We start from the raw sequence: 11,669 nt of genomic DNA, 5'->3' as shown, positions 1-11,669 counted from the left end.
GATGATCAGGACGACAAGAGCCGTATGACAGGAGACTGTCACGTACGGATCTGTGAGGGCCGGAGGGTGAAACTCCCTCCGGCTACTCGGCGGTTCGGCTGGATCGTTTTAGCTTGACAAGATCTGCAAGAAGGGCTGCCGTTGAGGCTGCGACGGCGCTGAATGGCGAAAGTCGAGCGCACCACTCAACTCTCGTCATGTGGCGGAGCCCCTTTCGCGCCTGGGCCCTCGGCGGTCGGGCGGCTTCTCGAAGTTCTCGCCGAGGATTCCGGGACCTCGGGTCGACCGGCCCGATGCAAGATTCACTTCAAGAGCCGGCTGAGCTGAGCGTCCCACCAGGGGGACCACGACGACAGCCCGCAACCAGCTCACGGGCACCCGCAGCGGCCGACACAAACGGCGCCCGCACCGAGGGGCAGCTGCCGACCGCTTCACAGATCTTGGAAAGCACGGGTGCGGCCGACTTTCGCCGTTCAGCGCCGTCGCAGCCTTCCCGTAGATCTTGGTGAGCTAAAACGTTCCAGAGTCTTTTGCATGGCTGTTGTGATGATCGATCGCCATCCCCCGGACGGGCGACACGCTTCTGCCGCGCCGAAACGGCCGCGCCAAGCATTGCCGGAGGCCAGCCCACCGCCGAACCCGCAGCACTGGCCCACACATTGAGCAGGATTCTCACATCGCAGGAATCCTCAGGGAACAAAGGGCGTAAAAGTCACGAAGCGAGCAGCAAATTGTCGATCTTGTGGACTTAAGGTTCGGAGCTCACCCCACATCAACAAGAACGAAATCTTGCGCGTCGGTGGCGGTCGGCGCGCGGCCCACGTCACTCCGGCGGGCTATTGCCATCGCCCGATACACCAACCACGCAAAAGACTCTCCAGCCGAACCACATTGCTACAAGGTCCACCACTCGCGCCCCTTTCCTCCTGAGATGAACCCCCTCAACCTCCAGGGGAAAATCCCGCATTGCCGGGTTGCGGCGGGCCGCGATCCAGAAATGGCGAAAGCCGACCGCTCCACTACTGCACACGATGGCTCGTTGCTCGATGTAACCCTCGGCTGCGGCCGTCGCGATGACCTCATGCCGATCATCGCCCAGGTGCCGTCCTCGGCCCGTCTCCGTTGATGACCTGCCGGTGATCACGTCACCGGCGGCCTCCGTCCGCCCAGCTCGGGCAGCAACGGCTCCAAGATCGCCCACGCGCGATCCGGCAGATCGGAACGCGCCACACCCGTTGCGGCCTAGGTCACCAGGTGGGTCAGGCCGAACTCGCGGGCCAGCCGCTCGGCGGTGGCCCGCTGTGGTGCGGATTCCGCGCCGGCCGCCTCGGCCGCTGCCGCGTCGAGGACCAGCGCGGGCACCTGCACCGGCCGCCACGGCACGCGGTTCGCGGCTGCGAGCACCGGCGCGATCACGGTACGGGCCCGAGCCGGCTCGCCGTGCCGCAGCCACCCGCGCCCCACCGCCAGGTACGCGTCCGCGCCGAACAGCCACGCGCAGCCCGGCGGCGTCTGGATCCCGGCCACGAGCGCGTCGGCCTCCGCCAGCAGCCGCCGGGAACCGGTCGCCGCCGCCAGCGGCCCGAGGCACCGGAGCCGGTAGGCCTCGCCGCCGCCCCGTTCGCACCCCTCCTCCAGCAGCGTCACGGCCTCCGCGCCGGCGCCGGCGGCCAGCAGGGAACCGGCGAGCTGGGCGCAGGCCGCGACCCGCCACCAGGGGTGGTTCGTGTCGCTGGTCAGCGCGTACGCGCGGCGGCCGTACCCGATCGCCCGGCGGTGGTCGCCGCGGAGCTGGTGCACCCAGCCCAGGTTGCCGACGAACCAGCCCGCGTACGCGCCGTAGCCGCTGCGCCGGTTCACCTCCCGGGCCGCCTCGATCCGGTCCAGCGCGTCACCCCACCGCCCCGCCGCGATCGCCGGGAACGCGCCCTCGAACAGCGCCCACTGCAGCCGCCACAGGTCGTTCTGCTTGTGCAGCAACGGTTCCAGCTCGTCGAGGACCGGGACCAGCCGGCCGATCTCGCCCAGGTACGCCCAGCTGGTCTTCAGCCCGTCCAGCGCCACGGCCAGCGCCCGCTCGTCGTGGCCGGACCGGGAGGTGAGCACCGCGCGCCGGGCGTACATCAGCGCGTCGGCCAGCTGCAGCCGGGCGCCGGAGACGACCGCGAGCCGGCTCAGCAGGTCGGCCTCCATGGTGCGGTCGCCCAGCGACCCGGCGATGGCCAGGCCCGCGCGCAGGTGCTCCACGCACTGCCCGATCGGCTGCCCGAGCGCGATCGGCGCGTCCCCGCCGAGCTCCCGCAGCCCGATCATCTCCAGCCGCCGGTCGCCGACCTGTCGGGCGGTGCGCACGGCCGCGTGGAAGTCGGCCAGCGCCGCCGGATAGGCGGCCAGCGCCTCGCGGACCCGCCCGCGCGCCTGGTACGCCCGCCCGGTCACCTCCGGCGCCTGCGCCCGTTCCGCGGCTTCCAGGGCGCTGGTCAGCAGCGCCTCGGCGTCCGCGGCGGCGAACCGGCCACCGGCCTGCTCCCCGGCGACCAGGTACGCCCGGGCCGCCCGGTCCCAGTCACCGGCGGCGTGCGCGTGCGCGGCGACCTGCTCCGGGTGGTCGCTGAGCAGCTCGCCGGCCCGCCGGTGGTACGCGACCCGGGCCGGCGCCGGCGTCGTGGTGTAGAGCACCTCGCGGATCAGGTCGTTGGCGAACTCGTACGCCCGCCCGGCCACCACCAGCAGCCGCGCGGTGAGCGCCTGCTCGCACCGGCGGACGGCCTCGGCCGGCGGCACCGCCAGCAGGTCGGCGAGCAGCCCGGGCTCCATCGTGGCGTCCAGGATCGCCGCGGCGCGCAGCAGCTCCTCGACCGCCGTGCCGGTGCGCGCGACCCGGGCCAGCACGGCCGCCTGCAACGACTCCGGGATGCCCTGGTCGCCGGCGGCCAGCGCGCGCAGCGTCTCCACGACGAACAGCGCGTGCCCGCCCGTGCGGTGCAGGATCCGCGGCGCCAGCTGGGCCTGCCCGGCGCCGGCGGCGAGGCTGGTCACCGCGTCGGCGGGCAGCGGGCCCAGGTCCAGCCGGTCGGCCACCGCGGCCAGGGCGTGCAGGACCGGGGCGCCCTCCTCGGCCCGTACCGTGGCCAGCACGAGCAGCCGCCCGCGGGCGTGCCGGGCCAGGTAGTGCAGCAGCTCCACGGTGGCCAGCCCGGCGTGGTGCAGGTCGTCCAGGAGCAGCAGCACCGGCTGCCGGGCGGCGATCCCGGACAGGTACGCGGTGACCGCCGCGTAGGCGCGCCCCCGGGCGAGGTCGGGGGCCACCGCCGGCCCGGGCTCGTCGCCGACCAGCGCGCCGACCTGCGGCACCAGCTCGGCCAGGGCGGGTGAGGCCAGCGAGCGGACCAGCGCGGCGGGCGACCGCGCGGCGTGCCCGCCCAGCGCGTCGACGAACGGCTGGAGGAACAGCGAGCTCTCCGCGGCGTAACAACGCACCGACAGCACCACCCCGCCGGTGCGCCCGGCCAGCTCGGCCACCGCACCGGCGAGCCTGGTCTTGCCGATCCCGGCCTCCCCGCTGATCAGCACCAGGGCCGGGCGCCCCGCGGCCGCCTCCCGCCAGGCGCCGGCCAGCCGGCTCGTCTCGCCCGCGCGCCCGGTCAGCGGCGCCTCCGCCGCGACGGCCGGTCCCGGGACGCGCGCGGCGGTTGCCGGCTCCTCGCGCAGGATGCGCAGGTGGACCTCGCGGGTCTCGGCCGCCGGGTCCGTGCCGAACTCCTCGGCCAGCGCCACCCGCAGCCGCTCGTAGGCCGCCAGGGCCCGGGCCGGCCGGCCGAGCGTGGCCTCGGCCTCCATCAGCAGCCGGTGCGCGGCCTCGTCGTACGGATCCGCCCCGATCGCCGCGCCGGCCAGGTCCCGCGCGGTCTCGGCGTCGCCGGTCGCCAGCGCGGCCGCCGCGGCCAGCTGCCGGCCCCGGCGCAGCAGCTCGGCCGCCTCGGCGCGGGCCGGCCGCGCCCACTCCGCGTCCCGGTCCTCCGGCAGCGCCTCGCCGGTGCCGAGCAGCTCCAGCACCCGGGCGGCCACCGCGGCCGCCAGCCCCGGCTCACCGGCGGCCAGCCGCGCGGCGGCGCCGGTCAGGTCGGCCGCGGCCAGGTCCAGGTCGACGACGACCGCGGGCGCCCGGCCCAGCCGGTAGCCGTCCCGGCCGCCGGTGACGAGCGCCGCCCCGAACCGCGCCCGCAGCCGGCTGACCAGCGTGGCGACGTTGTCGGCGGCCCGCCGCGGGGGAGCGTCACCCCACAGCACGTCCACGATGCGGTCCATCGGCACCGGCCCGGCCCGCCGGACGGCGAGCAGCTTGAGCAGGGTGCGCGCCTTGCGGCTGCCGATCACGGGCAGGGCGGCGGCGGCACCGCTGTCGCGGATCGCAAACGGTCCGGCCAGGCACAGCAGGACCGGGCCCGGTGCGCCCACCGCCTCAGTGGTCACGCCGCCAGCGTACGAGCGTGCCGCGCGGCGTGGACCCGCTGGTCACCGCAAGATTCCCGACAGTTCGGCGGCCGGCCGGCAACCGAACGGCGACCGGGCGGCAGCCGTCCTGCGATCAACGGGCCCGGCGGGGGACCGAAGGGACAAGTGAACCTGGCGGTCGGCCAGGCGCCGTCCGTCGAAAGGGTCCCTCTTGCGCTCGCTGCTTCGCCGTCTCGTCCTGGCCGCCCTCATCGCCCCCGCCGCCGTCGGCGTCTCGATGGTCGCCTCCCCGGCCCAGGCCGCACCGGCGCGGCAGGCCCAGACGCCGGCCCTGCAGACGCTGCAGGCGGACATCGCCCGCCTCACCAACGCCCAGCGCACCGCGCACGGCTGCGCCGCCGTCACGGTCAACGCCCAGCTCGGCGCCGCCGCGGTCGGGCACAGCGCCTGGATGGCCCGGACCGGCACGTTCTCCCACACCGGCAACGCAGGCTCCACCTTCGCGACCCGGGCCCGCGCCGCCGGCTTCGCCCGTCCCGCCGGCGAGAACATCGCCTGGGGCTACCGCTCCGCCACCGAGGTCGTCACCGCGTGGATGAAGAGCCCCGGCCACCGCGCGAACATCCTCAACTGCCGGTCCCGGTCCGCCGGCGTCGGCGCCGCGGTCAACGCCGCCGGCCACACCTACTACACCCAGGTCTTCGGTTACTGAGCCGGGTCGTTGCCGTAGTAGGCGCCCGCGCCGTGCTTGCGGGTGTAGTGCCGGTCGAGCAGCCACGGCGGGGCCGCCGCGGCCGGGTTGAGCGCGAGCGTCTTCAGCGCCATCTCGGCGACCGCCTCGCAGACGATGGCGTGCTCCACCGACTTGCCGGGGTCCTTGCCCCAGGTGAACGGCCCGTGGTTGGCCGCCAGCGCGGCCGGGGTCGCGGTCGCCTCGGCGTCGCCGCCGACCAGCTCGATGATCGCCCGGGCGGTGTTGAACTCGTACTCGTCGGCGCACTCCGGCTCGGTCAGGTCGCGGGTGACCCGGATCGGGCCGCTGAAGGTGTCGGCGTGCGTGGTGCCCAGCACCGGCACGTCCCGGCGGGCCTGCGCGAACGCGACCGCGTGGGTGGAGTGCGTGTGGGTGATCCCGCCGATCGACGGCCACCGCAGGTAGAAGGCGCGGTGGGTCTCGCTGTCCACCGACGGCTTGAGCCGCCCGGAGACCACCCGGCCGGTCTCCAGGTCGACGGGCACCAGCAGGTCGGCGGTCAGCGCGTCGTACGCGACGCCGGACGGCTTGATCAGGTAGATCCCGGCGGCCCGGTCCACGCCGCTGACGTTGCCCCAGGTGAGCGCCGCCAGCCCGGCCTTCGGGATGAGCCGGTTGGCCTCCAGCACGGCGTCACGCAATTCCCGGTCATCCGCGTTCGTCATGCGGGTCGTCCCTCCTCGGTGCGGGCGGCCGACGGGTCCGGCCGGTGCCCGCAGTCATGTTAACGGTCACACCGAGGCCGGGTGCGGAGGCCGCCCACCTTCTCAGCCGGGCCGGCCGACCAGCGGGACCACCTCCGGCGCGCCCAGCCGGGCCGCGTCCGCCGTCTCGTCGTCCGGCTGCTCCTGCGACGCCCGTTCCGCGCGCACCCGGGCCGTGTAGTGCTCGACCTCGCGGTCCACCTGCTCCGGGCTCCAACCCAGCGCCGCGGCCATCAGCTCGGCGGCGGGCCGGGCGGCGGCCACCCCGCGGTCGAAGGTCTGCACCGAGATGTGCGTCCGGCGGGTCATGACGTCCTCCAGGTGCCGGGCGCCCTCCTGCGCGGCCGCGTACGCGATCTCCGCCCGCAGGTAGTCGCCCGCGCCCGGCAGCGGCTCGCCCAGCGACGGGTCCCGGCGGACCAGCGCCAGCACCTCGTCGACCAGCGTCCCGTAGCGGCGCAGCAGGTGCTCGACCCGCGCCACGTGCAGCCCCGCCTCGCGGGCCAGCACCCGGCGCTGGTTCCACAGGGCCGCGAAGCCCTCGGCGCCCAGCAGCGGCACGTTCTCGGTGCACGACGCGGGCACCCCGTCGCCGAGACCGTGTGCCGCCGCGTCGACCGCGTCCCGCGCCATCACCCGGTACGTCGTGTACTTGCCGCCGGCCACCACCACCAGCCCCGGCGCCGGGCTGCCGACCGTGTGCTCGCGGGACAGCTGCGACGACATCTCCGACTCGCCGGACAGCAGCGGGCGCAGGCCGGCGTAGACCCCCTGCACGTCCTCGCGGGTCAGCGGCGTCACCAGCACCTTGTTGACCTGGTGCAGCAGGTAGTCGATGTCGCGGCTGGACGCCGCCGGGTGCGCCTTGTCGAGGTCCCAGTCGGTGTCGGTGGTGCCGACGATCCAGTGCCGCCCCCACGGGATGACGAACAGCACGCTGGTCGGGGTGCGCAGGATCAGGCCCGTGCCGGAGTGGATCCGGTCGCGCGGCACCACCAGGTGCACACCCTTGGAGGCGCGGACGTGGAACTGGCCGCGCTCGCCGACCAGCGCCTGGGTGTCGTCGGTCCACACCCCGGTCGCGTTGATCACCTGGCGGGCCCGGATCTCGAACTCCACGTCGTGCTCGAGGTCGACCGCGGTCACCCCGGTGACCCGTTCGCCCTCGCGCAGGAAGCCGGTGACCCGGGTGCGGGCGGCGACGTGCGCGCCGTAGGCGGCAGCGGTCCGCGCCAGGAACATGGTGTGCCGGGCGTCGTCGACCTGGGCGTCGTAGTACTGCAACGCGCCGACCAGCGACTCCGGCTTCAGCCCCGGGGCGACCCGCAGCGCGGCGCGGCGGCCGAGGTGGCGGTGCCGGGGCAGGCCGCGGGCGTTGCCGCTGGAGATGCCCATGGTGTCGTAGAGCGCGACGCCGGCGCCGGCGTACAGCCGTTCCCAGCCGCGGTGCTGCAGCGGGTAGAGGAACGGCACCGGCCGGACCAGGTGCGGGGCCAGCCGCTGGATCAGCAGGCCGCGTTCCCGCAGCGCCTCGCGGACCAGCCCGAAGTCGAGCATCTCCAGGTAGCGCAGGCCACCGTGGATCAGCTTGCTGGACCGGCTGGACGTGCCCGAGGCGAAGTCGCGCGCCTCGACCAGCCCGACCGACAGCCCGCGGGTCACGGCGTCCAGCGCGCTGCCGGCACCGACCACCCCGGCGCCGATGACCAGCACGTCCAGTTCCGCACCGCCGGACAGCGCTGTGATCGCGTGGGCGCGGGCCTGCGGAGACAGTGTTCCTGTTCTCATGACCGAATCCCTTCGTTGTGCGGCGTTCAGCCGACGTCGACCCAGTCGAGGGTGCGCTGGACGGCCTTCTGCCAGCCCGCGTAGCCGTCGGCCCGCTGCTCGGCCGACCACGACGGGGCCCACCGCCGGGCCTCCCGCCAGTTCTCCCGCAGCTCGTCGGTCGAGGACCAGAAGCCGACCGCGAGACCGGCCGCGTAGGCCGCGCCGAGCGCGGTGGTCTCGGCCACCGCGGGACGGCTCACCGGTACGCCGAGGATGTCGGCCTGCAACTGCATGCACAGCGCGTTGGCCGTCACCCCGCCGTCGACCCGGAGCACGTCGAGCCGGACCCCGGAGTCCCGCTCCATCGCCTGGATGACGTCCCGGCTCTGGTAGCAGATCGCCTCCAGGGTGGCCCGGGCGATGTGCGCGCCGGTGTCGAAGCGGGACAGCCCGACGATCGCCCCGCGCGCGTCCGAGCGCCAGTACGGCGCGAACAACCCGGAGAACGCGGGGACGAAGTAGACACCGCCGCTGTCCGGCACCCGGGCGGCCAGGGTCTCGCTCTGCGCCGCGTCGGTGATGATGCCGAGCTGGTCGCGCAGCCACTGGACCGCGGCGCCGGTGACCGCTATCGCGCCTTCCAGGGCGTACACCGGGGCGGCGTCGCCGAACTGGTAGCAGACGGTGGTGAGCAGGCCGCTCTTCGACCGGACCACCTCGGTGCCGGTGTTGAGCAGCATGAAGTTGCCCGTACCGTAGGTGTTCTTGGCCTCGCCGGGGGCGAAGCAGACCTGGCCGACCATCGCGGCCTGCTGGTCGCCGAGGGCGGCGGCGATCCGCACGCCGGGCAGCACGGCCGTGGCCGTGGCGTAGACCTCGGCCGACGGCCGGATCTCCGGCAGCATCGCCGCCGGCACGCCGAAGATCGCCAGCAGCTCGTCGTCCCAGTCCAGCGACTCCAGGTCCATGAGCATGGTGCGGCTGGCGTTGGTCACGTCGGTGACGTGCACGCCGCCGTCGGCCCCGCCGGTGAGGTGCCACAGCAGCCAGGTGTCGATCGTGCCGAACACCGCGTCGCCCCGCTCGGCGGCGGTCCGCAGGCCGTCCACGTGCTCCAGCAGCCACTGCAGCTTGCCGCCGGAGAAGTACGGCGAGGGCGGCAGCCCGGTGCGCTCGCGGACCAGCTCGGCGCGGCCGTCGCGGTGCAGCGCGGTGGCGATCCGGTCGGTCCGGGTGTCCTGCCAGACGATGGCGTTGTGCAGCGGCCGGCCGGTGCGGCGGTCCCAGACCACGGTGGTCTCGCGCTGGTTGGTGATGCCCAGCGCGGCCAGGTCCGCGGCACCCAGCCCGGTGTCCCGCAACGCCACTCGGATCACCGTCTCGGTGTTGCGCAGGATCTCCAGCGGGTCGTGCTCCACCCAGCCGGCCCGGGGCATCAGCTGCGCGTGCTCCAGCTGGTGCCGGCCCACCTCGGCGCCCGTCCGATCGAAGATCATGAACCGGGTGCTGGTGGTGCCCTGGTCCACCGCGCCGACGAAGTCCGCCACCGACCGCCCCTCCCCGTTGCCCTGCGCCGAACGGTAGGCAGGCCGAAACCCCGCGGCAACGACGGTGGTACGACGATGTCGAACGTTTTTCCCGGCTACGATCGCGGACGTGCCCGGCCTGATCCAGTCCATCGAGCGCGCGGCGGCCGTGATCCGGCTGCTCGCGGCGGGTCCCGGCTGGCTGCGCGCCAGCGAGATCGCCGCGTCCCTGGGCCTGGCCAAGGCCACCACCCACGGCATCCTGCGCACCCTGCAGCACGTCGGCTTCGTCCAGCAGGACGCCGCCACCGGCCGCTACCAGCTGGCCGCGCAGGTGCTGGTGCCCGGCACCCGCGCGCTGGACCGCAACGAGCTGCGCTCCCGCGTGATCAACTGGGCGGACCCGCTGGCCGCCCGCAGCGGCGAGGCGGTCCGGGTCGGCGCGCTGGCCGACGGCCAGGTGCTGGTCGTGCACCACGTGTTCCGGCCCGACGACACCCCGCAGCAGCTGGAGACCGGGGCGCTGCTGCCCGCGCACGCGACCGCGCTGGGCAAGGTGCTGCTGGCCCACGACGCCGGCAGCGCGCGGGCGTTGTGGGCCGGGCCCCTGACGGCGTACACCCGGCGGACGGTGGTGAAGCCGGTGGCGCTGCGCCGCGCGCTGGCGGAGGTGCGCGAGCAGGGCTGGGCGGTGGAGGTCGAGGAGGCGACCGCCGGGCAGTCGGGCATCGCGGCGCCGATCCGCACGTACGGGGGTTTGGTGGTCGGCGCGATCGGCGTCTCCGGGCCGACCGACCGGGTCTGCGACACCGCCGGCCGGGCCCGGCCGCAGCTGGTGACGCTGGTCCGCGAGATCGCCCGCAACGTCTCCCGGGACCTGACGAAGGTCGGCACATGATCTCCCCGGACCTGCCGGAGGTGGGCGCATGAGCGACCGGTTCGTGGTGGCGATCGACCAGGGGACGACCAGCACGCGGTGCATCGTCTTCGACCGGCAGGGCCGGCTGGTGTCGGTGGCCCAGCGCGAGCACCACCAGTCGTACCCGAGGCCGGGCTGGGTGGAGCACGACGCCGCCGAGATCTGGCGCAACGTGCGGCGGGTGGCCCCGCAGGCGCTGGCCGAGGCCGGCATCACCCCGGCGCAGGTGGCCGCGCTCGGCATCACCAACCAGCGCGAGACCACGGTGCTCTGGGACCGGCACACCGGCGTACCGGTGCGCCCGGCGATCGTCTGGCAGGACACCCGGACCGCCGGGCTGGTCGCCGACCTGGCCCGCGACCCGGCGGCCGGCGCGGTCCAGGACCGCTGCGGGCTGCCGCTGGCCGGCTACTTCTCCGCGCCGCGGATCCGCTGGATGCTCGACGACACGCCGGGCCTGCGCGAGCGCGCCGAGCGCGGCGACGTGCTGTTCGGCACGATGGAGAGCTGGCTGATCTGGAACCTCACCGGCGGCCCGGCCGGCGGCGTGCACGTCACCGACGTCACCAACGCCAGCCGCACGATGCTGATGGACATGCGCACGCGGAGCTGGCACGAGGACCTGCTGGCGTTCTTCGGGGTGCCCGCGGCGATGCTGCCGGAGATCCGGCCCTCCGCGGAGGTCTACGCCACGGCCACCGCGGCGCTGCCCGGCGTGCGGATCGCCGCCGCGCTGGGCGACCAGCAGGCCGCCCTGTTCGGCCAGACCTGCTTCGCGCCGGGCGAGGCCAAGTGCACCTACGGCACGGGCGCCTTCCTGCTGCTCAACACCGGCACCGAACCGGTACGGTCACAGCACGGCCTGCTCACCACGGTCGCGTACCAGATCGCCGGCGAGCCCGCCACGTACGCCCTGGAGGGCTCGATCGCGGTGACCGGCTCGCTGGTCCAGTGGTTCCGCGACGGCCTCGGCCTGATCACCAGCGCCCCCGAGATCGAGACGCTGGCCCGCACGGTCGAGGACAACGGCGGCTGCTACATCGTCCCGGCCTTCGCGGGCCTGTTCGCCCCGCACTGGCGCAGCGACGCCCGCGGTGTGATCGCGGGACTGACCAGCTACGTCACCAAGGGACACCTGGCCCGGGCGGTGCTGGAGGCCACCGGCTGGCAGACCCGCGAGGTGGTCGACGCGATGAACGCCGACTCCGGGCTGACGCTGCGCGCACTCAACGTCGACGGCGGCATGACCGCGAACAACCTGCTGATGCAGTTCATCGCCGACGTGCTGGAGGTCCCGGTGGTCCGGCCGATGGTGGCCGAGACGGTGTCGCTGGGCGCGGCGTACGCGGCCGGGCTGGCGGTCGGCTACTGGCCGGACCTGGCGGGCCTGCGCCGCAACTGGCACCGGGCGGCGCAGTGGACCCCGGCGCTGGACCCGGCACGGCGAGCGGCGGAACAGGAGAACTGGCAGGCGGCGGTGGAGCGCACGCTGGGCTGGGTCCGGACCCCGGCCGGCGTCCGGACCCGGTGACCCGCCGCCG

At 74.5% G+C, this 11,669-nt stretch carries 8 protein-coding genes; 4 read left to right on the top strand and 4 right to left on the bottom strand.

Features of this window, described 5'->3' with window-relative positions:
• Nucleotides 1-931: 931 nt before the first annotated feature.
• Nucleotides 932-1,126 (top strand): hypothetical protein, encoded by a 195-nt coding sequence (locus ACIBQZ_RS38600; RefSeq protein ID WP_396093886.1) that lies wholly within the window; start codon nt 932-934, stop codon nt 1,124-1,126.
• A gap of 116 nt (nt 1,127-1,242) precedes the next feature.
• Here ACIBQZ_RS38600 and ACIBQZ_RS38595 read toward each other — a convergent pair whose 3' ends face one another.
• Nucleotides 1,243-4,473 carry an ATP-binding protein gene (locus tag ACIBQZ_RS38595; protein WP_396093885.1) on the bottom strand — a complete coding sequence of 1,077 codons (3,231 nt, stop codon included), beginning with the start codon at nt 4,471-4,473 and terminating at the stop codon, nt 1,243-1,245.
• Between the two features lie 193 nt (nt 4,474-4,666).
• On the opposite strand from ACIBQZ_RS38595, the gene ACIBQZ_RS38590 reads away from it, so the two are divergent.
• Nucleotides 4,667-5,167: a CAP domain-containing protein gene (locus ACIBQZ_RS38590; protein WP_396093884.1), complete on the top strand. Its 501-nt coding sequence runs from the start codon at nt 4,667-4,669 to the stop codon at nt 5,165-5,167.
• Here ACIBQZ_RS38590 and araD read toward each other — a convergent pair.
• The 3 genes from araD to glpK (ACIBQZ_RS38575) all read right to left on the bottom strand — a co-directional run bounded on the left by araD (nt 5,161) and on the right by glpK (ACIBQZ_RS38575) (nt 9,230).
• Nucleotides 5,161-5,874 (bottom strand): L-ribulose-5-phosphate 4-epimerase AraD, encoded by a 714-nt coding sequence (araD, locus tag ACIBQZ_RS38585; protein WP_396093883.1) that lies wholly within the window; start codon nt 5,872-5,874, stop codon nt 5,161-5,163. The two genes, ACIBQZ_RS38590 and araD, sit on opposite strands and share 7 nt — an antisense overlap.
• A gap of 102 nt (nt 5,875-5,976) precedes the next feature.
• Nucleotides 5,977-7,701 (bottom strand): FAD-dependent oxidoreductase, encoded by a 1,725-nt coding sequence (locus tag ACIBQZ_RS38580; RefSeq protein ID WP_396093882.1) that lies wholly within the window; start codon nt 7,699-7,701, stop codon nt 5,977-5,979.
• A gap of 26 nt (nt 7,702-7,727) precedes the next feature.
• A complete protein-coding gene (gene glpK, locus ACIBQZ_RS38575) occupies nt 7,728-9,230 on the bottom strand; it encodes a glycerol kinase GlpK (RefSeq protein ID WP_396093881.1) in 1,503 nt (500 codons plus the stop codon).
• Between the two features lie 109 nt (nt 9,231-9,339).
• Between glpK (ACIBQZ_RS38575) and ACIBQZ_RS38570 the strand changes: the two genes are divergently transcribed.
• Together ACIBQZ_RS38570 and glpK (ACIBQZ_RS38565) are read left to right on the top strand one after the other, a co-directional pair.
• Nucleotides 9,340-10,107 (top strand): IclR family transcriptional regulator, encoded by a 768-nt coding sequence (locus ACIBQZ_RS38570; RefSeq protein WP_396093880.1) that lies wholly within the window; start codon nt 9,340-9,342, stop codon nt 10,105-10,107.
• Between the two features lie 28 nt (nt 10,108-10,135).
• Nucleotides 10,136-11,659, top strand: a complete 1,524-nt coding sequence (gene glpK, locus ACIBQZ_RS38565) for a glycerol kinase GlpK (RefSeq protein ID WP_396093879.1) — start codon at nt 10,136-10,138, stop codon at nt 11,657-11,659.
• Nucleotides 11,660-11,669: the final 10 nt, after the last annotated feature.

It is taken from the genome of Actinoplanes sp. NPDC049599 (assembly GCF_044465625.1).
GTDB lineage: Bacteria > Actinomycetota > Actinomycetes > Mycobacteriales > Micromonosporaceae > Actinoplanes.
This window is presented reverse-complemented; position numbering and strand designations above follow the sequence as displayed.